The sequence below is a fragment of the Streptomyces sp. BI87 genome, from assembly GCF_025957665.1.
Classification (GTDB): domain Bacteria; phylum Actinomycetota; class Actinomycetes; order Streptomycetales; family Streptomycetaceae; genus Streptomyces; species Streptomyces albidoflavus.
On record NZ_CP110079.1, the window covers coordinates 2,901,744 to 2,923,003 of the forward strand.

The window sequence follows — 21,260 nt, forward strand, 5'->3', positions numbered from 1 at the left end:
TCGGGCTCATGCTGGAGATGGGCGCGGATCAGGTGGACGAGGCCGTCGCGGAGTGCGCGGCGCTGCTGCGGTCGGTCGCCGACCGGGACTGGGAGGTGCCGGCCGGTTCCCTGGAGTGGACGGTGCGGTGCACGGTGGAGCACGTGGCGGACGATCTCATCGCGTACGCCGGGCAGTTGACCGGCCGCGCCACCTCCCGGTACGTCGGGTTCGGCATCACGCTGGAGGACGGGCTGAGCAACGAGGACGCGGCCGGCGTCGTCACCGCCACCGGCGGCCTGCTCTCGGCCGTCGTCCGCACGACGCCGCCGGGGGTGCGCGGCTGGCACCCCTTCGCGTACGGCGCCGGGGACCGGACCGGGTTCGCGGGGATGGGCGTCGCCGAGCTGCTGCTGCACACGTACGACATCGCGTGCGGGCTCGGGGCGGAGCGCTGGCGGCCGCCGGGGCAGCTCAGCCAGTCGCTGCTGGCCCACCTCTTCCCGCACGTGCAGCCGGGCCCCGACCCGGCGCGCACCCTGCTGTGGGCGACCGGCCGCGGCGAGCTCCCGGGGCGGCCCGAGGTCACGTCCTGGCACTGGCACAACGCGATCGTGCTCCCCGTCGAGGACGAGGAGGCCGCGGACGTGCTGGAGCTGCGCGAACTCTCCCCCGCCGCCGCGATGGACCTCTCGGTCGGCGGTACGGCCGGCCACACCTGGCTCGGGGACGACCCCGACGAGGGCAGCCGCGCGGCGGGCGCCATGGTGGCGCGGGCGTACGCCCGGGGCACGCACCGGCCCGAGTGGGGCACCTTCGTCCTGGTCCGGCTCCGCGACGAACGGGCGCTGGGCACCGTCGGCTTCCACGGCCCGCCCGACGAGACCGGCAGCGCCGAGGTCGGCTACGGCCTCCAGGAGAAGGCCCGCGGCCACGGCCACGCCACCGCCGCCCTGCGCGCCCTCGCCGTCTGGGGCCTGGGCCAGCCCGGCTCCCCCACCCTGCGCGCCCGCGTCGACCCCGACAACCGGGCGTCCCAAGCCGTCCTGCGCCGCGCCGGTTTCACCCCGGCCGACCCTCCGGTCGTCGAGGACCTGGACGAGGGGATGGACCTGCGGTACGAGCGGCGGGCCTGAGTACGTCTACTCATGCGCGTACCCGTCCGGTGCGCCACAGTCCGTGCCATGACGCCGAGTTCACCCTCACCGAGACCCGGGACCAGGCTCCCGCCCCCGGCCGAGCCTCCCGAACCGATGGGCGCTCCGGCTCAGTTCGGCGTGGCGCTGGGGCTGATCGTGCTGGAGGTGGCACTGACGGCTGCCGCGCTGCTGATCTGGTTCCTCGCCTCCTTCCACCTGGACGCCGGGACCCCGGCGCCCGAGGTCTCCCCGGCCCCCTACCTGCTCGCCGTGGTCGCGATCGGGGTCGGCGCGGGCGCGGTGGCGGTCACCTGGGGCGGCCGCCGGGCGTGGGGCGTCGCCGTCACCCAGGGCCTCATGGCGGTCCTGCTGACCGGCGCCGCCCTCACCGCCCTCGCCCTCGCCACCCACGACTCCGCCCGCCCGGAACCCCCGCCCGGATCACCGACCGCCCCGGAGGCGCCGGGCATGGCCGGCTGCCGCAGCGGCGGCCACAGCCAGGAGTGCGCCCACCTGGGCGGCTGAGCGCACCGCGGGCCCCGGGCCCTCCCCATCCCCCGCCGGGAGGAGCCGGGGCTCCGCGAGAGAAAGCCTGCCAAGCCCACGGCCCCCTGTCCTTGACCCGGGCTCCCCACTCCTTGACCCTGCGTCCAGACGGGCCCCATCTCAGGCGCGGGAGCGCGTGGGCCGAGGCTGAACGGGCGACCGGCCGGCCGCTAAGAGGGTCCCCCGCCATCCCGCCGCTTGCGCCGCCGGAGCCCGGCCCGGGTGAGCAGCACGACCACCTCCCGGCTGGAGACCTCGGCGGCCCCGGCCCGTACCGCGTCCGCGTACCGGTGGGCGGGCAGGTCGTAGTGGTCGCGCTCGAAGGCGCGCGGCGGCACCCCGATCCGGGCCGCGAAGGCGTGCAGCTCCTCGTACGAGACATCGCTGACCAGGTGCGACCAGAGGCGGCCGTGGCCGGGCCAGGTGGGCGGGTCGATGTAGATCACGGGCGCCCCGTCAGCCCGTCGGGGCGCCGCCGAGCGAGCCGACCGGCGCGATCACGGTCCCGGCCTTGCCGCACACCCAGTGCGGGTCCTCGCCCAGCTCCGGTTCGACGTCCAGGGCGTGCGGGTCCTCGTCCCCGCAGACCGGGCAGAGCGGCCAGCGCCCGACCCGCTCCAGCAGGGCGTCCTGCACGTCCTGCGCGACCAGCCCGGTGACGTACGCCGCGCCCTCGGGCCACTGCTCGACCCACCAGCGCCGCCCGGCCACCGCGTCCTCCACCAGGTCGGCCTCCTCGGCCGACCGCGCCCCGAGATCGGCGAGGACCGCCGCCCGGGCGGTGTGCAGGGCCTGTTCCGTCCGCGCCATGTCGTTCATGGGTCCATTGTCCCCCCGGGCTGTCCCCCGCGGCGCGGCCGTGCCGCCGGGGCATCGCGCGGTGCCGCCCATGACCGCGATCCTCACCCACGAAGCCGTCCGCGAGGCCGCCCTCGACGCCGGGCGTGCCCTCGGCCTCCCCGAGCCGGTGACCGAGGCGTACGTCCGCCTCCTGCGCCCCTGCCTCCACCTCTGCCCGTACGAGAAACTGCCGGAGGAGCTGCGGACAGAGGTCCGCCCGGCCGCCCGGGTCGGCGGACCCGCCCGGCTGCCGAAGGGCGTGGAGGTCCCCGGCTACGTCCCGCACGTCCTGACCGTCGACTGCGCCGCCCTGCCCACCGGCGTCCTCGACATCGCCTTCCCCACCGACGGCCACGTGGCAGTCCTCGCCGAGATCACGGACCAGGACCACGGCTGGGTCTTCCACGTCCCGGCGGGAACGGAAACCGTCGAACGCCCCCCGGCGGAGCGGGACCCCCTGGCGTCCGTCGCCCCCTTCCCGCTCCACGCCGTACCGGGCCTCACCACACCCAAGTACGTCGACAGCGCGGAGATACCGGAGGCGGCCGCCTACGTGGAGGGGAACGCCGAACGGGCCGAGCTCCTGGACGAGCTGTTCGCGAAGCTGGAGTCGCTGGTCTCCGCCCCCTGGTCCTACGAGATCCAGCTCGGCGGCTGGTCCCCCGCCTGGCACGACCCGCTGGAGGACCGCGGGGAGATCCTCCTCGTGGCCATCCCGGAGGGCGCGGTCTCCGACGGCGACTGCATCACCTACATCTCGGGCACCCCCGAGGAGATCGCGGAGTACCGCTACGCCGAACTCGCCTTCTCGGTCGAATCCTGACCGGGGGCCGCTGACCGCTGTGGCTACAGGTGGCCGGTGCTGTTCCAGACCCCCGGCACGAGGCGCCCGCCCTCGTTGTGCCAGGTGGACACGGAGGCATTGGCCACCTGCGGCCGGTCGGGCACCGGCGCCCCGATCCCCTCCAGCACGTACGCCACGGCCAGCGCCACCGCGTCGTGCGCCACGATCAGCACCCGCCGCCCCGCCGCCACCGCGTCCAGATCCCCGAGCAGCCCGCGCACCCGCAGGGCCACGTCCGCCAGCGACTCCCCACCCGGCGGCCGGTACGTCCACTCCTCGCTCCGCTCCCGCCGCGCCCACTCCTCCGGGTCGGCCGCCCGCCACGCCGGCGGCGAGTGCAGCGCGAACACCCCGTTCTCCCGGTCCCGCACCCGCTCCTCGACCACCACGGGCGGCACTGCCCGCTCCCCGAACTCCCCCGCCGCGAGCTCCCACGTCCGCCGCGCCCGCACGTACGGCGAACACACCACCAACTCCGGCCCGGCCTCCACCCCCGCCCCGGCCAACCACCGCCCGAACGCCGCCGCCTGCTCCTCCCCGAGCCTGGTCAACGCGGTGTCCTCGGCCCGCCCTTCCGGCACGGCCACGTCCCCCGTCCCCACGGCCCGCCGGTACCGGACGTTGGCCTCGCTCTCGCCGTGGCGGACGACGGTGACGGAGGCGAGGCGGGTGACGGTGGGGAGGGGCGGGAGGGACAGGAGCGGGGTGGGCATGCGGGGTCCCTTCGTGACCGGTGGCGGGGGCGCCCGGGTGCGCGACGCACCTCCAGCCTTTCCCCGGTGCGCCGCCCGGCATTCCGGGCGGACCGGCGGCCGTCCCCGTCACCTCCGTGTCGCCCCAAGTCCGCTGCCGGTCGCGGTGCCTGAGGGAAGAGTGAGCGGGTCGACGCCTGGGCCCGGACCCAGCCGGGGCGAATGGGCCCGCGGCTCCGTTGACGGCTCTCCCGCCGCTGCCGCATCGTCTGACGCACACCGGACGTCCACATTTTGTTGACCCGGAGGGGGGTAACGGCACACCCGTGCCGCGCGCCTCCCTCCCTTCAGCCAGGGAGGCGCTCGTGCGGCACAGCGTCAGGGCCGGGCTCGGCCTCGTTCTCGCCCTCCTCACCACGGCGGCGCCCGCCGGAGCCGCGTACGCGGGAACGACGGGCGGCTCGCCGGGTACCCCCGGACCACAGGTGCGGGCCGTCTCCGGCCCGGCACCCGGCCCGGTCACCGGCCTCGCGGCGGGGGCGCCGTTCAAACTGCCGTACCCGGCGGGCCAGCGGTACACCGTGACCCAGACCCCGGGCAGCGGCTACTCGCACAACGACGACTACAACCGCCACGCCGTCGACTTCGCCATGGGCACGGGCACCGCCATCGTCGCCTCGGCTGGCGGCACGGTGCACTACGCCGGCTGGACCGACGGGGGCGGCGGCAACCAAGTCCTGATCAACCACGGCGACAACCGGTGCACCCAGTACGCCCACCTCAGCTCCGTCAGCGTCCGGGCCGGGGCCCGGGTGGGGCAGGGCCAGCGGATCGCCAGCTCGGGCGCGACCGGCAACGTGACCGGCCCGCACCTGCACTGGAACGTGGTGCACTGCAGCAGCTTCCTCAGCCGCGAGATACCCAACACCGTGGAGACGGGCACCAGTTACCCCACCGGTTCCGCCCCGCTGAGCCAGAACCGGCCGGGCTCCTCCACCCGCCCCGACCTGGAGCGCGTCTCCGACTGGAGCGGCGACGGCAAGGCGGACGTGCTCGGCGTCGACTCCGGCGGCAAGCTCTGGTACTACCCGCACAACGGCAACGCCCTCAGCTCACCCGTCCAGCTCGGCCACGGCTGGGGCTCCTTCCGCCACGTCATGGCCGCCGACTGGAGCGGCGACGGCAAGGCCGACATCCTCGGCGTCGACTCCGGCGGCAAGCTCTGGTACTACCCCCACACCGGCAAGGGCTTCGGCCCGCGCAAGCAGCTCGGCCACGGCTGGCAGAGCTTCCGGTTCGTGATGTAGGCGCCCGCGCCGACGGCACTCCGCCACGGCCCGCCGGACCACCCTCCACCCCGGATGGTCCGGCGGGCCGCCGCCGTTCCCCGACCGCCGTCACCTCTTGCCAAACACCTGACTCTGAAAATACCTTTCAAAGGTGACCAGCAACGTGAAGGAAAGTTTCGGGCACTCCGCCCCGCCCGCCCCCGCCGCGCTCGCGGCCAAGGTCAGGACGTTGGCGCCGTCGATGACGCGGTCGATGCAGCGGGTCGCGGAGGCCGTGGCGGGGGACCCCGCGGGGTGTTCGGCGTTGACCGTGACCGGGTTGGCGGAGCTGACCGGGACCAGTGAGGCGACGGTGGTCCGGACGGCCCGGCTGCTGGGGTATCCGGGGTACCGGGATCTGCGGCTGGCGCTGGCGGGGCTCGCGGCACAGCAGGAGTCGGGGCAGTCGCCGGCGGTGACCGCCGACATCGCGGTGGACGACTCGCTGGCGGACGTGGTGGCGAAGCTGGCCTACGACGAGCAGCAGACCCTCGCCGACACCGCCGCCGGGCTGGACACCGCGCAGCTCGCGGCGTGCGTGGACGCGCTGGCGGGGGCCCGGCGGATCGACATCTACGGCATCGGGGCCTCCGGCCTCGTCGCACAGGACCTGGCGCAGAAGCTGCTGCGGATAGGTCTGATCGCCCACGCCCACGCGGACCCGCACCTGGCGGTGACCAACGCCGTGCAGCTGCGCCCGCGTGACGTGGCGATCGCCATCACCCACTCCGGGACCACCGGCGACGTGATCGAGCCGCTGCGCACCGCCTTCGAGCGGGGCGCCACCACGATCGCGGTGACCGGGCGGCCCGACGGCGCCGTCTCCCAGTACGCCGACCACCTGCTGACCACCTCGACGGCGCGCGAGAGCGAGCTGCGGCCGGCCGCGATGTCCTCGCGGACCAGTCAGCTCCTCGTCGTGGACTGCCTCTTCGTGGGCGTCGCGCAGCGTACGTACGAGACGGCGGCGCCCGCGCTCTCCGCCTCGTACGAGGCGCTGGCGCACCGCCACGACCCGCGCTCCGGGCGCCGCTGACCCGCGCCCGCCCCAGAACCCCGCACCCGCACCCCGTACCGAAAGAGCCCGCCCGATGACCGACACCACCGCCCGTGCAGACGCCCCCTCCGGCGGGGGCCTCCGGGCCCAGCTCGAGACGCTGACCACCGAGGCGTTCCGGCCCGAGCTGGCCGAGATCGACCGGCTCTCCACGCTGGAGATCGCCCGCACCATGAACGCGGAGGACGCCACCGTGCCCGGCGCCGTGGCGCGGGTGCTCCCCGAGATCGCCGCCGCCATCGACCAGATCGCGGAGCGGATGGCGCGCGGCGGACGGCTGGTCTACGCGGGCGCCGGCACGGCCGGGCGGCTCGGCGTGCTGGACGCCAGCGAGTGCCCGCCCACGTTCAACACCGACCCCGCCGAGGTCGTCGGCCTCATCGCGGGCGGCCCCACCGCCCTGGTCACCTCGGTCGAGGGCGCCGAGGACAGCGCCGAGCTGGCCGCCGGGGACCTGGCCGCGCTGGCGCTCACCGCCGACGACACGGTGGTCGGGATCTCCGCCTCGGGCCGCACGCCGTACGCGGTCGGCGCCGTGGAGTACGCCCGGGGGGCCGGGGCGCTCACCGTCGGCCTGTCCTGCAACGCGGGCAGCGCGCTGGCGGCCGCCGCCGACCACGGCATCGAGGTCGTGGTGGGGCCGGAGCTGCTGACCGGCTCGACCCGGCTGAAGTCCGGCACCGCGCAGAAGCTGGTGCTGAACATGATCTCGACCCTCACCATGATCCGGCTCGGCAAGACGTACGGGAACCTCATGGTCGACGTGCGCGCCTCCAACGAGAAGCTGCGCGCCCGTTCGCGCCGCATCGTCGCGCTGGCCACCGGCGCCGGGGACGAGGAGATCGAGGCGGCGCTGACCGCCACCGGCGGCGAGGTGAAGAACGCCATCCTGACGATCCTGGGGGGCGTCGACGCCCCGGCCGCCGACCGCCTGCTCACCGACGCCCGGGGTCATCTGCGGGAGGCGCTCGCCGCCGCCCGTCCCGGCAGCACCACCTGACCGCACCACCGCCCCACCCCCGCACAGCAAGGCAGCACGCACCATGGCTGAGAACAAGAACCGCGCCCTCGCCGCCGCGATCCTCCCGCTCGTCGGCGGCGCCGCCAACGTCACCACCGTCGTCCACTGCATGACCCGGCTCCGGCTGGGTCTCGCGGACCGCTCGCTCGTCCAGGACGAGGCCCTGAAGGCCGTGCCCGGGGTGATGGGCGTGGTCGAGGACGACACGTACCAGATCGTCCTCGGGCCGGGGACGGTCGCCCGGGTCACGCCGGAGTTCGAGGTGCTGGTGGAGGAGGAGCGGGCGGCCTCTCCGGCTCCGGCTCCGCAGCCCGTGCCCGCCACCGCCGGCGCTCCCGAGCCGCACCCGGTCACCGCCGAGGAGCTGGCGGCGCGCGGGGCCGAGATCAAGGCGGAGCGCAAGGCGCGCAACGCCACCCCGCTCAAGCTGTTCCTGCGCCGCATCGCCAACATCTTCGTGCCGCTCATCCCGGCCCTGATCGGCTGCGGCATCATCGCGGGCGTCAACGGCCTGCTGACGAACCTCGGCTGGGCGCCCGGCGTCACCCCGGCACTCGGCGCCCTCGCCTCCGGCTTCATGGCGCTGATCGCGGTCTTCGTCGGCTACAACACGGCGAAGGAGTTCGGCGGTACGCCGATCCTGGGCGGCGCCGTCGCCTCGATCATCGTCTTCCCCGGGATCGGGGACGTGGAGGTGTTCGGCTCCCAGCTCTCGCCCGGCCAGGGCGGGGTGCTGGGCGCGCTGGGCGCGGCGGTCCTCGCGGTCTACGTCGAGCGGTGGTGCCGGCGCTGGGTGCCGGAGGCGGTGGACGTGCTGGTCACACCGACCGTCACGGTGCTCGTCTCCGGCCTGGTCACCGTCTTCGGCCTGATGTTCGTCGCCGGGCAGATCGCCTCCGGCATCGGCACCGGCGCCGACTGGCTGCTGGAGAACACCGGCGCCTTCGCCGGGTTCGTCCTCGGCGGGCTCTTCCTGCCGCTGGTCATGCTCGGCCTGCACCAGGCGCTCATCCCCATCCACACCACCCTGATCGAGTCGCAGGGCTACACCGCGCTGCTGCCGATCCTCGCCATGGCCGGCGCCGGCCAGGTCGGCTGTGCCGTCGCCGTCTACCTGCGGCTGCGCCGCAACGCCTCGCTGCGCCGCACCATCCGCTCCGCGATGCCCGCCGGCATCCTCGGCGTCGGCGAACCGCTGATCTACGGGGTCTCGCTGCCGCTGGGCCGCCCCTTCATCACGGCCTGCGTCGGCGGCGCGGCGGGCGGTGCCTTCATCGGCGCCTTCTCGATGCTCGGCGACACCGTCGGCTCCACGGCGATCGGCCCCTCCGGCTGGGCCCTCTTCCCGCTCCTCGCGGGCAACCAGAGCCTCGGCCTGCTCATCGCCGTCTACGGCGGCGGCCTCCTCACCGGCTACCTGGCCGGCTTCCTCGCCACGTACTTCTTCGGCTTCAGCAAGCAGATGCTCACCGACCTCAACGCCGATGTCGACGCCGGGGAGTCCGGCGAGGCCCGCGCCGAGTCGGAGCCGACGGACGCGGCACCGGACACGCCCGACTCCCCGGACGCGCCGGACGCATCCGGGACCCCGGGCGACCCCCGCCCGGGGACGCCCCCGGCCCCCGCCCCGGCGCCCGCGCCGAGCAGCTGACCCGTACGGCCCCCGGCACCGCGTCGCATGATCGACAACGCGGTGCCGGGGGCCGTACGCCCTGCTTGAATCCACCCCATGACCACACCCCCGCCCCACCCCTCGGCCCTGGACTCCGGCACCTGGCAGCTCGCCGACGACCTGCCCGCCGTCCGCCGCGTCGGCTACGGCTCGATGCGGCTGCCCGGCCCTCTGAACGGGCCCGGCACCGACCGCGAGCGCGCGCTGCGGGTGCTGCGCCGGGCGGTGGAGCTGGGCGTCAACCACATCGACACGGCCGCCTTCTACTTCTCCACCACCCGGTCCGCCAACGAGCTGATCAACGCCGCCCTCGCCCCCTACGCCGACGACCTGGTCATCGTCACCAAGGTCGGGCCGGGCCGCGACACCTGGGGCGAGTGGCAGTGGGCCCGGCCCGAGCAGTTGCGCGGCCAGGTCGAGGAGAACCTGCGCCAGCTCGGCCGCGACCACCTCGACGTGGTCAACTTCCGCGTCGCGCGCCAGGAGACCACCCAGTCCCTCGCCGACCACGTCGGCGCCCTCGCCGAACTCCGCGAGGCGGGCCTCGTCCGCCACCTCGGCGTCTCCAACGTCCGCCCGCACCACCTCGCGGAGGCCCGCGCCATCGCCCCGGTGGTCTGCGTGCAGAACCTGTACGGGATCGGCGCGAGCGCCGAGGAGCAGGAGTTCGTCCAGGAGTGCGGCGAGGCCGGCATCGCCTACGTGCCCTTCTTCTCCCTCGCCGGCGCCCGTCGCGAGGCGGGCGCCGGCGAGCCCGGACAGGCCGTGCGCGAGATCGCCGAGGCGCACGGCGCGACCCCCGCCCAGGTGAAACTGGCCTGGACGCTCCAGCAGGGCCCGCACGTCCTCGCCATCCCCGGCACCACCGACCCGGCCCACCTGGAGGAGAACGTGGCGGCGGGCTCCCTGCGCCTGGGCGAGGCCGAGTTGGAGCGGCTGGGCGCCCCCGACGCCTGACCCCCGCCCGGCGCGGCGGCACCCCCGCCGCGCCCCGGCGCCGGATCATGGCGCGATGACCGCACGCGTACGAGGAATCGACCACATCGGCCTCACCGTCCCCGACCTGGAGGCCGCCACCCGCTTCCTGGCCGACGCACTCGGCGCCGAGGTGCTGTACGACACGCTCCCCGCCGGCCGGGGGCCGGTCGGCGGCCCGGAGACCGAACAGCGCCTCGGCGTCCCGCCCGGCACCCGCCAACTGGCCATCCGCATGCTGGCCCTCCCCGACGGCCCCGGCATCGAACTCTTCGCCTACGACCCGCCCGGCCGCTCCCCGGCCCTCCCCAGCGATCTCGGCTGGCAGCACCTCGCCCTGTACGTCGACGACCTCGACACCCTCCGCGACCGCGCCATCGAGGCGGGCGCCCACCCCCTCTCCCCACCGCACCCCCTCCCCGGCCCCGAGGCGGGCCCCGCCAACCGCTTCGCCTACCTCCGCACCCCGTGGGGCAGCACCCTGGAACTGGTGACGTACCCGGACCCGCAGCCGTACGAGGAGAAGACGGACCGCAGGCGGTGGCGGCCGGCCGCCTCGCCCCCGTCCTGCGGCGTACCATCGGCCGGATGACCGAGCCCGGCTCCCCCGCCCCCGTCCCGGACGCCCAGCTCCCCGGCGGCGCCCTGATGCGCCTGGTCCGCCCCGACGACGCCCCCGCCCTGCTCGCCGCGTACCGGCGCAACGCCGCGCACCTCGCGCCGACCGAGCCCCGGCGCGGGGAGCGGTTCCTCACCCTCGAAGGGCAGGCCGAGCGGATCGCGGGGCAACTGCGGGAGTGGGAGGCCGGGCGGGCCGTGCCGTGGGTGCTGGACGGCTCCCACGTGCCGGGGACGCCTCCGGTGCTCGGCACCCTCACCTTCACCGGGATCGTCCGGGGGCCGCTGCTCAGCGCCTCGGTCGGCTACTGGGTGGACGGGGAGCACACCGGGCGCGGACTCGCCGGGCAGGCGCTGGCCCAGGCCGTGGCGTACGCCCGGGACGCGCTCGGCCTGCACCGGCTGGAGGCGGGCACCCTGCTGGACAACACCGCCTCCCAGCGCGTCCTGCTCCGCGCGGGCTTCACCTGGTACGGCACCGCCCCCGACTACCTGCACATCGCGGGTGCCTGGCGCGACCACCACCGCTACCAGCTGATCCTCGGCGAGGTGGAGCCGCGCCCGTGAGCCCGGCGGGGGGCCGCCTCAGGGCAGCCGCCCCTCCCAGTTGATCTCCCGCACCTTGGCGCGCAGCACCTCCTTCCGGTCGGCGGCCCGGACCGCGCGCGGCGGGCAGTCCCACTCCTTGCCGCCGCCGGGCGGCCGGAGCTGGATGTACGGGCCCTCGCTGCCCATGACCCGGCCGAGGCGACCGTCCCGCGCGTCGACCGCGAAGGCGCCGACCACCCAGACGACCTCGGGCGCCTCCGGCTCGTCGGCACCGGCGCAGCAGGCATCGTCGTCGCTCATCGCTGCCGGGCCCCCTCCAGGACGGCGCTGAGCCGGTCGGCGGTCTCGACGTTGCACCGCCCGAGGTCGACGAGCGGGGCGGGGTCGTTCCCCGCGCTCGACACCGGCTCCAGCCGCAGCGACGGCAGGACGATCCCCGCCTCCGCCAGCCCGGCGCGAAGCCGGTCCACCGCCTCCTGGGCGGCCCCCACCCGGTCGGTGGTCCTGCCGTGCGCCTCCGTGCCCTTCACGGCGCTCACTCCCTCTCCATCGTCCACGCTCTGTAGTGAGATTGCCCACACAGCGTGTTCAACGCGCCGAGGCCCCCGACAGTGGCGCTCCTCCCCACATCCGGGGGTAGCGGCAGGCACATCCGGGGGTGGCGACGGCGCGCGGAGCCCTCCGGACGACGACCCCGCACACCCCCGCCGGGCCGCCACCCTCCCGCGTACCGGAGGATGGGCCCCATGACCACGACCCGCCCCGGCACCGCCCCCGACGGGGCGGACGACCCGTACGAGCCGGTGTTCACGCCCGCCCGGGGCGGCACGCGGTACGTCTACAACCACCGCAATCCGGTCGGGCTCGCCCTGATCCTGCTGGCGCCGCTCACCGCGCTCGGCGTCATCCTCTACCTGCACGACACCGGCAGCTGGAGCCGCGGCGAACTGCGGGACGCGGTCTACCGGGCCGCCGAGGAGATGAACCGGGCCCCGCACGTCCACCACTCCGACCTGGGCTACGCCTGGTCCCTGGAGGACGCCGTCGACCGGCAGCCGGGCACCCCGTTCATCGGCGCCTCCGTCCACCGGGGCACCGGCCCGGACCGCACCGCGTACACAGTCACCGGCTCCGGCACCTCCGCCGCGTACTGCCTCCACGTCTACGAGGGCCACGACGCGGCCGCCGACCGGTCGATCCTCCACGTCTCCGCCGAGGACGGACCCTGCTGACCGCGCCGACCCGCTGAACGCGACGACGCCCCCGCCTGCCGCCTGCGGCGGTGTGACGGGGGCGTGGTGCCGGCGCGCCCGGGCCCTTCGGGGTCTCCCCCGGCCTCAGGAGCGCCGCACGGAAGTCAGGACTGCGGCCTGCTGCCGTGGTTGGCGCCGTTCTTGCGACGCGCCTTCTTCTTACGGCGACGCTTGGAGGACATGACCGCGCTCCTTTCTCTCGGACGTTCCGTGGCCGTGAGGCCGGGTCCACCCTCGCACATCGCGGGTGTCCGAGGCGATCCCGAGGACGGACAGCACCAACGCCACCGGGGCGGCATCCCTCGGAAGAGGGACACCGCCCCGGTGGGCGTGGTGCCGGACGGGCCGACCGGAAGCGAGTCCGGTCAGAAGTCCATGTCACCGCCGGGCATGCCACCCGGGGCAGCGGCGGCGGCCTTCTCCGGCTTGTCGGCGATGACGGCCTCGGTGGTGAGGAAGAGGGCGGCGATCGACGCGGCGTTCTGGAGCGCGGAACGCGTCACCTTGGCCGGGTCGAGGATGCCCTCGGCGATCATGTCGACGTACTCGCCGGTCGCGGCGTTCAGGCCGTGGCCCACGGCGAGGTTGCGCACCTTCTCCACGACCACGCCGCCCTCCAGGCCACCGTTGACGGCGATCTGCTTGAGCGGGGCCTCCAGGGCCAGCTTGACGGCGGCGGCACCGGTGGCCTCGTCGCCCTCGAGCTCCAGCTTCTCGAAGACCGAGGAAGCCTGGAGCAGAGCCACGCCACCACCGGCGACGATGCCCTCCTCGACGGCGGCCTTGGCGTTGCGCACCGCGTCCTCGATGCGGTGCTTGCGCTCCTTCAGCTCGACCTCGGTGGCGGCACCGGCCTTGATGACGGCCACGCCGCCGGCCAGCTTCGCCAGACGCTCCTGGAGCTTCTCACGGTCGTAGTCCGAGTCGCTGTTCTCGATCTCGGCGCGGATCTGCGCGACGCGGCCGTTGACCTGGTCGCTGTCGCCGGCACCGTCGACGATCGTGGTCTCGTCCTTGGTGATGACGACCTTGCGGGCGCGGCCCAGCAGGTCGAGACCGGCGTTCTCCAGCTTGAGGCCGACCTCCTCGGAGATGACCGTGCCGCCCGTGAGGATGGCGATGTCACCGAGCATGGCCTTGCGGCGGTCGCCGAAGCCCGGGGCCTTGACGGCGACGGACTTGAAGGTGCCGCGGATCTTGTTGACCACCAGGGTCGACAGGGCCTCGCCCTCGACGTCCTCGGCGATGATCAGCAGCGGCTTGCCCGACTGCATGACCTTCTCCAGCAGCGGGAGCAGGTCCTTCACGTTGCCGATCTTGGAGTTGACGATGAGGATGTACGGGTCGTCGAGCGACGCCTCCATCCGCTCCATGTCGGTGGCGAAGTACGCCGAGATGTAGCCCTTGTCGAAGCGCATACCCTCGGTGAGCTCCAGCTCCAGACCGAAGGTCTGGGACTCCTCGACGGTGATGACGCCTTCCTTGCCGACCTTGTCCATGGCCTCGGCGATCAGCTCGCCGATCTGGGTGTCGGCGGCGGAGATGGAGGCGGTGGAGGCGATCTGCTCCTTGGTCTCCACGTCCTTCGCCTGCTCCAGCAGCGCGGAGGAGACGGCCTCGACGGCCTTCTCGATGCCGCGCTTCAGGGCCATCGGGTTGGCACCCGCGGCGACGTTGCGCAGACCCTCGCGGACGAGCGCCTGGGCCAGGACGGTCGCGGTCGTCGTGCCGTCACCGGCGACGTCGTCCGTCTTCTTCGCGACCTCCTTGACCAGCTCGGCGCCGATCTTCTCGTACGGGTCTTCGAGCTCGATCTCCTTGGCGATGGAGACACCATCGTTGGTGATCGTGGGGGCGCCCCACTTCTTCTCGAGGACGACGTTGCGGCCCTTGGGGCCAAGGGTGACCTTGACGGCGTCGGCGAGCTGGTTCATCCCGCGCTCGAGACCGCGCCGCGCCTCCTCGTCGAACGCGATGATCTTGGCCATGTGAAGTGGTCCTCCCAGGACTGGGGGTCCCCCCGGACTCTGTCTGGGGGAGGGTGGATACTCCGGACCGTGCTGGCGCCCGCGACGGACGGCCTGCCTGCCTCGCGGTTCCTTGCCCCGCGCGGCCTGCGGGCCTCACCGACCCGGTCCTTCTGTCACTCTCACTCGGAGAGTGCTAACGCCAATAATTAGCACTCGGGGTAGGAGAGTGCAAGGCGCTAGGGGCCTCCGGCCCCGCGCCCGCGTGCTGGGGGCGCCCTGTCCGTACCGGCGGATGCGGAGGTCAGGCCGCCCTTGCCGCGGCGGGGGTGGGGTGGCCTCAAACGCCGGCCGGGCTCGAAGGATGGCCTCAAGCGCCGGCCGGGCTATCTATAGCCCGGCCGGCGCTTGAGGCCACGGAGCCCGGCCGTCGCTTGAGGCCATCGAGCCCGGTCGGCGTGTGAGGCCAGCGCAGAGGGCCCGCCCCCTGTTGTGGGGCGGGCCCTCGTGAGTGTGGTGCGGTCGGCGCCTCAGGCGGCCACGCGGACCATGTCCGCCTGCGGCCCCTTCTGACCCTGCGAGATCTCGAATTCGACCCTCTGACCCTCTTCAAGGGTGCGGTAGCCGTCCATCTGGATCGCGCTGTAGTGGACGAATACATCCGCACCACCGTCGACCGCGATGAAGCCGTAGCCCTTCTCCGCGTTGAACCACTTGACGGTGCCCTGAGCCATGCCTAACTCCCCTATTACTGGCCCTTGCACAGGCCCGCACTTCGCGGACCCGGGTCAGACCTCACCCCCCAACCTTCGGTCGGGGGTGTGCGCCGGAACGCGTCGACCGCCGCTGAATGTATCTGCCCAACTGCCGTCTGCAACAGGTCAGTCGGACGAGAAATCCGGGCGCGGGGAAAGGGCGGAACCGGGAGGATGCGCCGGAGTTCCGGGCAAGTCGGGCCCGGCAAAAGGCGCGCAAGGGGGCGAATAACCGGGGTACTTTGTGTGCTGCTCGCCGGGGAAAGAACGGCGGCTCATATGCTCCCGGCACAAACGCGGGAGGCTGTTCCCCAACTCTACCGCGTTCAACCATGCAGAATTGCCCCCTCCGCTTTCCCCGGAGGGAATGGAGCGGAGAGGGCAATGCGGTGGAGCGGGGGTTCGCCGCGGAGGCGGCGGGGCTCAGCAGCCGCCGGCGACCGCCGGGATGATCGAGATACCGGCGCCGTCGGGCGTGGCGGTCTCCAGGCCCTGCTCGAAGCGGACGTCGTCGTCGTTGACGTAGACGTTGACGAAGCGGCGCAGCTTGCCCTGGTCGTCCAGGACGCGGGCGGCGATGCCGGAGTGGTTCTTCTCCAGGTCGGCGATGACCTCGGCGAGGGTGGCGCCCTCGGCCGGGACCTCGGACTGGCCGCCGGTGTAGGTGCGCAGGATGGTGGGGATGCGGACGTTGACGCTCATGGGAGTGCCTTCCGGAAGCTGGGGCTGCGGTACGGGTGAGGGCGCGTCGGCGACGCGCGGGGCGAGGACGGCGTCGGGCGTCGGCGTCAGGAGGTGGCGAGACCGGCGGCGCGGAAGGCGTCCAGGTCGGGCCGGATGGTCGCGGTCGGTCCGGTGGTGGGCGCCACCGCGTCCAGGGTCTTGAGGCCGTCACCGGTGTTGAGGACGACGGTGGTCAGCGACGGGTCGATCAGCCCGGCCTCGATGAGCTTCCGGGTGACGCCGACGGTCACGCCGCCCGCCGTCTCCGCGAAGATCCCCTCGGTACGGGCGAGCAGCTTGATGGCGTCGACCACCTGCGCGTCGTCCACGTCCTCCACGGCGCCCCCGGTACGCCGGGCGATGTCCAGGACGTACGGGCCGTCGGCCGGGTTGCCGATCGCCAGCGACTTGGCGATGGTGTCGGGCTTCTGCGGGCGGACCACGTCGTGCCCGGCCTTGTACGCGGTGGAGACCGGCGAGCACCCCTCGGCCTGGGCGCCGAAGATCTTGTACGGGCGGTCCTCGACCAGCCCGAGCGCGATCAGCTCCTTGAACCCCTTGTCGATCTTGGTGAGCTGCGAGCCGGAGGCCACCGGGATCACGATCTGGTCGGGCAGCCGCCAGCCGAGCTGCTCCGCGATCTCGTACGCCAGGGACTTGGAGCCCTCGCCGTAGTACGGGCGCAGGTTGACGTTGACGAAGCCCCAGCCCTCGCCGAGCGGGTCGCCGATCAGCTCGGAGCAGAAGCGGTTCACGTCGTCGTAGTTGCCCTCGATGCCCACCAGGTCGCCGCCGTAGACCGCGGCCATGACGACCTTGCCCTGCTCCAGGTCGTGCGGGATGAAGACGCAGGAGCGGAATCCGGCGCGGGCGGCGGCGGCGCCGACGGCTCCGGCCAGGTTGCCGGTGGAGGAGCAGGAGAGGGTGGTGAAGCCGAAGGCGCGGGCGGCCTCGACGGCGATGGCGACGACGCGGTCCTTGAAGGAGTGCGTCGGGTTGCCGGAGTCGTCCTTGACGTACAGGCCGCCGGTGACGCCCAGCTCGGCGGCGAGGTGGTCGGCCTTGACCAGCTGGGTGAAGCCCGGGTTGAGGCTGGGCTTGGTGGCCACGTCGGCGGGGACGGGCAGCAGCGGGGCGTACCGCCAGATGTTGTCCGGGCCGGCCTCGATGGCGGCGCGCAGGGCCTCGGGGTCGCCGGTGGGGAGGTCGTAGGCGACCTCCAGGGGCCCGAAACAGCTCACGCAGGCGAAGACGGGGCCGAGCGGGAAGCGCTCGCCGCACTCACGGCAGGAGAGGGCGACAGCGGGACCGAGATCGACCGCGGGGGCGTCCTGCGAGGGGGTTGCGGGGGTGGCGACGGTGTGCACAGCCATGACGGCGAGGCCCTTTCTCCTCATCTTCCTCGCGACGCATCTCGCCGCGAGACGGAATTGGCACCTTCCCGAGCCGGGAGCCTCGCGGACGCGGGTGGAACACGCGCCGGGAGTACCGACCGGAGGGTTGCCGGGGCTTCAACGGGCCGTGTCCCTCTGCCCCTCTGGATGAGCGGTATGGCGTCGGAGCCCTTGTCTGGTGGGGCCGAACGCGTTTGTCGGGCGCGGAACCGGCGTCTCTCGACATGCGATGGTCACGCGCGCTGTTCAAGACTGTAACCGACGGCTTGGACAGTTGTGTGGGTCGTCCGAACCGCGAGATGGGGCCCAGGTACCGGCAGCGCCGCCGGCCGCCGCCCCTCGTCACCGACCGCTTTTCTGGCGCATCGCCCTCCCGCGAGGACGCGCGGAGGCCCGGGGGATCATGGGACATCACCTAGGACATGGCCTCGGACATGACCCGGACATGAGGGGACGATCACGTGCTCGAAGAGGTGGAGCGCTGGCTCACCAAGCGGTCCTGGTCCGCCGCCGACCGGCCGCTGAGCGCACTGGTGGCGGCCAAACGCAGGAGCGGGTCCACGGTCAGCGTGGTGCTGCCCGCCCTGAACGAGGAGGCGACGGTCGGGGCGATCGTGGCGGAGATCCGCCGCTCGCTCATGGAGGCCGTACCGCTCGTCGACGAACTGGTGGTGATCGACTCCGGTTCCACCGACCGCACCTCGCAGGAGGCCGCGGCCGCCGGGGCCCGGGTCGTGCACCGCGACGTGATCCTGCCGAGGATGCCCGCCGTGCCCGGCAAGGGCGAGGTGCTGTGGCGGTCACTGATGGTGACCAGCGGGGACATCGTCTGCTTCGTCGACGCCGACCTGAAGGACTTCTCGCCCGACTTCGTCTCGGGCATCGTCGGCCCCCTGCTGACCGACCCGGACGTCGACTTCGTCAAGGCGATGTACGACCGTCCGCTCGGCTCGGCCCCCGGCCAGGGCGGCCGCGTCACCGAACTCATGGCCCGCCCGGTCCTCAACCTGCACTGGCCGCGGCTGGCGGGCTTCGTCCAGCCGCTGGGCGGCGAGTACGCGGTCCGCCGGAGCCTGCTGGAGCAGCTGCCGTTCCCCGTCGGCTACGGCGTGGAGCTGGGGTTGCTGGTGGACGCCCTGCACACGGTCGGCCTCGACGCGCTGGCCCAGGTGGACGTGGGCGTCCGCATCCACCGCCACCAGGACGGCCTGGCGCTCGGCCGCATGGCCGCAGCCATCTACCGCACGGCCCAGCTCCGGCTGGCCCGCGGCCACCTGGTCCGCCCGGAACTGACCCAGTTCGAACGCGGCGACGACGGCTTCGTGGCCCGCACCACCCAGGTCGACACGGAGGAGCGCCCCCCGATGATCGAGATCACCGAGTACCGCGGCGGCCGCCTCGCCGGAGCCCCGCGGGAGCCCCTGCCGGAACACACCGCCCACACCCGCGTCCCGGAGGACCCGTACCACCGGCGGACGGGATGAGGACAAGCTCCGTCGCGGGTGTTTGCCACCCACAGGAACAGGCTAGGTACGCCGCATGGCTGTGACGTCTGACAGTGCACGCATTCTGGTCGCCTCCAACCGCGGCCCCGTCTCGTACGCCCTGCTGCCCGAAGGGGAGCTGGAGGCCAGGCGGGGCGGGGGCGGGCTGGTGTCGGGGCTCTCCGCGATCGGGGCGGACGCCTCCACGCTGTGGGTGTGTGCCGCGCTGGGCGACGGGGACCGCGAGGCGGCGCGCCGGGCCGGTACGAGCACGCTGGACGCGGAGGACACCGGCGGGCAGCGGGTGCGGATGCTGGACATCCCGGCCGAGACGCACGCCGCCGCGTACAACGGCATCGCCAACTCCGTGCTGTGGTTCGTCCACCACATGCTGTACCAGACCCCGGTGGAGCCGGCCTTCGGCCCGGAGTTCCGGGAGGAGTGGGCTGCGTACGAGGCGTACAACCGCGCCTTCGCGGAGGCGCTGGCCGCCGAGGCCGGTGAGGGCGCGGCCGTGCTGGTGCAGGACTACCACCTGGCGCTGGTCCCGGGGATGCTCCGCGCGCTCCGGCCCGACCTGCGCATCTCCCACTTCACGCACACGCCGTGGGCCCCGCCGGACTACTTCCGGCTGCTCCCCGACGACATCGCCGCCCAGCTCCTGTCCGGCCTGCTCGGCGCGGACCGCCTCGGTTTCCTCACCCGGCGCTGGGCGGGCGCCTTCGCCGACTGCGCGCAGGCGGTCCTCGGCGCCGAGCGCGCCGGCGCCTCGGAGCTGGCGCACGACGGGCGGCGTACGGCGATCGGCGTGTACGGGCTGGGGGCGGACGCGGAGTTCCTGCGGGAGCGGGCGCACCGGACCGACGTGGACGACCGGCTGGTGGCGCTGCGCGAGCAGATCGGCGAGCCGGACCGGAAGACGATCGTCCGGGTGGACCGCACCGAGCTGTCGAAGAACATCGTCCGCGGCCTGCTCGCCTACCGCCAGCTCCTCCTCGACCACCCGGAGTGGGCGGGCCGCGTCGTCCACATCGCCTTCGCCTACCCCTCCCGCCAGGACCTGCCGGTCTACCGCGAGTACACCGCCTCCGTGCGGGCGCTGGCCGACGAGATCAACGAGCAGTTCGGCACGGTCGGCTGGACGCCGGTCGTCCTGCACGTCGAGGACGACTTCGCCCGCTCGCTGGCCGCCTACCGGCTGGCCGACGTGGCGCTGGTCAACCCGATCCGGGACGGCATGAACCTGGTCGCCAAGGAGGTCCCGGTCGTCTCCGACGCGGGCGTCGCCCTGGTCCTCTCCCGCGAGGCGGGCGCCTACGAGGAGCTGGGCGAGGACGCCCTGCCGGTCAACCCGTACGACGTGAGCGCCACCGCCCGCGCCCTCCACGACGCCCTGATGATGCCGCCCTCGGAGCGCGCCGAGCGCAGCAAGCGCCTGGCGGCGGCCGCTACGGCCCTGCCGCCCCAGCGCTGGTTCCTGGACCAGCTGGAGGCACTGGGCGGCTGACCACCGGCCCGGCCGGGCCTCACCGGGTCCGGCGGATCGTCTCGGCGAGGGCCGCCAGCAGCGCGGCGACCTGGCCGGGCCCCGGCACGACCAGGTCGGCGCGGGAGGCCAGCTCGGGGACCTCGTCACCGCTGCACACCAGCAGCCCGGGCACGCCCTCGCCGCGCAGCCGGTCGACGGCGTCGTAGGCGGCGAGGTCGCCCAGGTCGTCCCCGGCGTAGAGCACGGCGCGGGCGTCGGTCTCCTGGACGTAGTGGATCAGCGCGACGCCCTTGTCGATGCCGCGCGGGCGGATCTCCAGGACGAGGCGGCCCGGCTCCAGGTGGAGGCCGTGGCGTTCGGCCAGGGCGGCGAGGGGGCCGCGGAGGGTGGCGAAGGCGCCTTCGGGGTCCTCGGCGCGGCGGGTGTGGACGGCGAACGCCTGGCCCTTGTCCTCGGTCCAGAGGCCGGGCGGGTCTCCGGCGTCCGCGAGCACGGCGGGGAGTTCGGCGCGGGCGGCGGCGAGACCCGGGGGCGTCTCGGGGGTGTGGAGTTGGCCGGTGGCGGCGTCCCAGCGCTGGGCGCCGTAGTGGCCGAGGACCGTGAGGTGGCCGAGGCCGGGCTCGTCGGCGAACCCGCCGAGGAGGACCGCCTTCTCGGCGGGCCGCCCGGTGATCACCGCCACCGAGCGCACCAGCGGCGCCAGCTGGGCGAGGGCGGGGACCGCGTCGGGGTGGGCGCCGGCCCGGTCGGGGTCGGCGACGATCGGGGCGAGGGTGCCGTCGAAGTCCAGGCCGACGACGGCCTCGGCGGGCCGGGCCAGCAGGGTCTCCAGCCCTTCCCGCCCGGCGGCGGTGTCGGGCAGGGGCAGGGGCGAGGGGCGCGCGGGGCTGGCCATGCGGCAGACCCTACCGAGCGGGGCCGCGGCTGCCCATGGG

General features: G+C 73.9%; 24 protein-coding genes and 1 riboswitch. Of the genes, 13 read left to right on the forward strand and 11 right to left on the reverse strand.

Annotated features, from left to right (window positions below):
- Positions 1 to 8 precede the first annotated feature (8 nt).
- Positions 9 to 1,115: a GNAT family N-acetyltransferase gene (locus OIM89_RS12505; RefSeq protein ID WP_238470143.1), complete on the forward strand. Its 1,107-nt coding sequence runs from the start codon at positions 9 to 11 to the stop codon at positions 1,113 to 1,115.
- A gap of 117 nt (positions 1,116 to 1,232) precedes the next feature.
- A complete protein-coding gene (locus OIM89_RS12510; RefSeq protein WP_226964220.1) occupies positions 1,233 to 1,643 on the forward strand; it encodes a DUF6234 family protein in 411 nt (136 codons plus the stop codon).
- 191 nt (positions 1,644 to 1,834) lie between these two features.
- Here the strand turns inward: OIM89_RS12510 and OIM89_RS12515 are convergent, their stop codons facing one another.
- Positions 1,835 to 2,110 (reverse strand): DUF4031 domain-containing protein, encoded by a 276-nt coding sequence (locus OIM89_RS12515; protein WP_030697216.1) that lies wholly within the window; start codon positions 2,108 to 2,110, stop codon positions 1,835 to 1,837.
- Between the two features lie 10 nt (positions 2,111 to 2,120).
- Complete coding sequence (locus OIM89_RS12520; RefSeq protein ID WP_030697215.1) at positions 2,121 to 2,483, reverse strand: hypothetical protein; 363 nt, start codon at positions 2,481 to 2,483, stop codon at positions 2,121 to 2,123.
- A 70-nt stretch (positions 2,484 to 2,553) separates the two neighbouring features.
- On the opposite strand from OIM89_RS12520, the gene OIM89_RS12525 reads away from it, so the two are divergent.
- Entirely contained in the window at positions 2,554 to 3,327 is a 774-nt protein-coding gene (locus tag OIM89_RS12525) for a hypothetical protein (RefSeq protein ID WP_264491267.1), read from the forward strand.
- Positions 3,328 to 3,350: 23 nt separating this feature from the next.
- Here the strand turns inward: OIM89_RS12525 and OIM89_RS12530 are convergent, their stop codons facing one another.
- Positions 3,351 to 4,061: a histidine phosphatase family protein gene (locus OIM89_RS12530; RefSeq protein ID WP_264491268.1), complete on the reverse strand. Its 711-nt coding sequence runs from the start codon at positions 4,059 to 4,061 to the stop codon at positions 3,351 to 3,353.
- Positions 4,062 to 4,405: 344 nt separating this feature from the next.
- Here OIM89_RS12530 and OIM89_RS12535 point away from each other — a divergent pair, with 344 nt between their 5' ends.
- The 7 genes from OIM89_RS12535 to OIM89_RS12565 all read left to right on the forward strand — a co-directional run bounded on the left by OIM89_RS12535 (position 4,406) and on the right by OIM89_RS12565 (position 11,278).
- A complete protein-coding gene (locus tag OIM89_RS12535) occupies positions 4,406 to 5,347 on the forward strand; it encodes a VCBS repeat domain-containing M23 family metallopeptidase (RefSeq protein WP_257203734.1) in 942 nt (313 codons plus the stop codon).
- A gap of 133 nt (positions 5,348 to 5,480) precedes the next feature.
- Positions 5,481 to 6,404: a MurR/RpiR family transcriptional regulator gene (locus OIM89_RS12540; RefSeq protein ID WP_003949966.1), complete on the forward strand. Its 924-nt coding sequence runs from the start codon at positions 5,481 to 5,483 to the stop codon at positions 6,402 to 6,404.
- Positions 6,405 to 6,459: 55 nt separating this feature from the next.
- Positions 6,460 to 7,425 (forward strand): N-acetylmuramic acid 6-phosphate etherase, encoded by a 966-nt coding sequence (gene murQ / locus OIM89_RS12545; protein WP_030697211.1) that lies wholly within the window; start codon positions 6,460 to 6,462, stop codon positions 7,423 to 7,425.
- Between the two features lie 43 nt (positions 7,426 to 7,468).
- Entirely contained in the window at positions 7,469 to 9,097 is a 1,629-nt protein-coding gene (locus OIM89_RS12550; RefSeq protein ID WP_030697210.1) for a PTS transporter subunit EIIC, read from the forward strand.
- Between the two features lie 78 nt (positions 9,098 to 9,175).
- Positions 9,176 to 10,075 (forward strand): oxidoreductase, encoded by a 900-nt coding sequence (locus OIM89_RS12555; RefSeq protein ID WP_175458739.1) that lies wholly within the window; start codon positions 9,176 to 9,178, stop codon positions 10,073 to 10,075.
- 55 nt (positions 10,076 to 10,130) lie between these two features.
- A complete protein-coding gene (locus OIM89_RS12560) occupies positions 10,131 to 10,685 on the forward strand; it encodes a VOC family protein (RefSeq protein WP_051727157.1) in 555 nt (184 codons plus the stop codon).
- Entirely contained in the window at positions 10,682 to 11,278 is a 597-nt protein-coding gene (locus OIM89_RS12565; RefSeq protein ID WP_151168538.1) for a GNAT family N-acetyltransferase, read from the forward strand. The genes OIM89_RS12560 and OIM89_RS12565 overlap by 4 nt, the downstream gene beginning before the upstream one ends.
- Before the next feature lie 18 nt (positions 11,279 to 11,296).
- Here OIM89_RS12565 and OIM89_RS12570 read toward each other — a convergent pair whose 3' ends face one another.
- Together OIM89_RS12570 and OIM89_RS12575 are read right to left on the reverse strand one after the other, a co-directional pair.
- Positions 11,297 to 11,560, reverse strand: a complete 264-nt coding sequence (locus tag OIM89_RS12570) for a hypothetical protein (protein WP_023417847.1) — start codon at positions 11,558 to 11,560, stop codon at positions 11,297 to 11,299.
- On the reverse strand, positions 11,557 to 11,799 hold the full coding sequence (locus tag OIM89_RS12575; protein WP_008411314.1) for a hypothetical protein: 243 nt from the start codon (positions 11,797 to 11,799) through the stop codon (positions 11,557 to 11,559). The genes OIM89_RS12570 and OIM89_RS12575 overlap by 4 nt, the downstream gene beginning before the upstream one ends.
- Positions 11,800 to 12,006: 207 nt before the next feature.
- Between OIM89_RS12575 and OIM89_RS12580 the strand changes: the two genes are divergently transcribed.
- Positions 12,007 to 12,492 carry a hypothetical protein gene (locus OIM89_RS12580; protein WP_264491269.1) on the forward strand — a complete coding sequence of 162 codons (486 nt, stop codon included), beginning with the start codon at positions 12,007 to 12,009 and terminating at the stop codon, positions 12,490 to 12,492.
- 125 nt (positions 12,493 to 12,617) lie between these two features.
- Here the strand turns inward: OIM89_RS12580 and OIM89_RS29990 are convergent, their stop codons facing one another.
- The 5 genes from OIM89_RS29990 to thrC form a co-directional block, all read right to left on the reverse strand.
- A complete protein-coding gene (locus tag OIM89_RS29990; protein ID WP_370443954.1) occupies positions 12,618 to 12,695 on the reverse strand; it encodes a 50S ribosomal protein bL37 in 78 nt (25 codons plus the stop codon).
- A 183-nt stretch (positions 12,696 to 12,878) separates the two neighbouring features.
- A complete protein-coding gene (gene groL, locus OIM89_RS12585) occupies positions 12,879 to 14,501 on the reverse strand; it encodes a chaperonin GroEL (RefSeq protein ID WP_030697205.1) in 1,623 nt (540 codons plus the stop codon).
- 509 nt (positions 14,502 to 15,010) lie between these two features.
- Positions 15,011 to 15,214 (reverse strand): cold-shock protein, encoded by a 204-nt coding sequence (locus OIM89_RS12590; protein WP_003949956.1) that lies wholly within the window; start codon positions 15,212 to 15,214, stop codon positions 15,011 to 15,013.
- Positions 15,215 to 15,658: 444 nt separating this feature from the next.
- Positions 15,659 to 15,937, reverse strand: coding sequence for a MoaD/ThiS family protein (locus OIM89_RS12595; protein WP_030697204.1), 279 nt, complete (start codon positions 15,935 to 15,937; stop codon positions 15,659 to 15,661).
- Positions 15,938 to 16,023: 86 nt separating this feature from the next.
- Positions 16,024 to 17,331: a threonine synthase gene (gene thrC / locus OIM89_RS12600; protein ID WP_175510534.1), complete on the reverse strand. Its 1,308-nt coding sequence runs from the start codon at positions 17,329 to 17,331 to the stop codon at positions 16,024 to 16,026.
- A 17-nt stretch (positions 17,332 to 17,348) separates the two neighbouring features.
- A riboswitch (SAM riboswitch) is annotated at positions 17,349 to 17,506 on the reverse strand.
- A 307-nt stretch (positions 17,507 to 17,813) separates the two neighbouring features.
- Between thrC and OIM89_RS12605 the strand changes: the two genes are divergently transcribed.
- Together OIM89_RS12605 and OIM89_RS12610 are read left to right on the forward strand one after the other, a co-directional pair.
- Entirely contained in the window at positions 17,814 to 18,836 is a 1,023-nt protein-coding gene (locus OIM89_RS12605; protein ID WP_047470840.1) for a glucosyl-3-phosphoglycerate synthase, read from the forward strand.
- Positions 18,837 to 18,891: 55 nt separating this feature from the next.
- A complete protein-coding gene (locus OIM89_RS12610) occupies positions 18,892 to 20,343 on the forward strand; it encodes an alpha,alpha-trehalose-phosphate synthase (UDP-forming) (protein ID WP_151168540.1) in 1,452 nt (483 codons plus the stop codon).
- Positions 20,344 to 20,362: 19 nt separating this feature from the next.
- Here the strand turns inward: OIM89_RS12610 and otsB are convergent, their stop codons facing one another.
- Positions 20,363 to 21,220: a trehalose-phosphatase gene (otsB, locus tag OIM89_RS12615; protein ID WP_047470843.1), complete on the reverse strand. Its 858-nt coding sequence runs from the start codon at positions 21,218 to 21,220 to the stop codon at positions 20,363 to 20,365.
- Between the last annotated feature and the right edge of the window lie 40 nt (positions 21,221 to 21,260).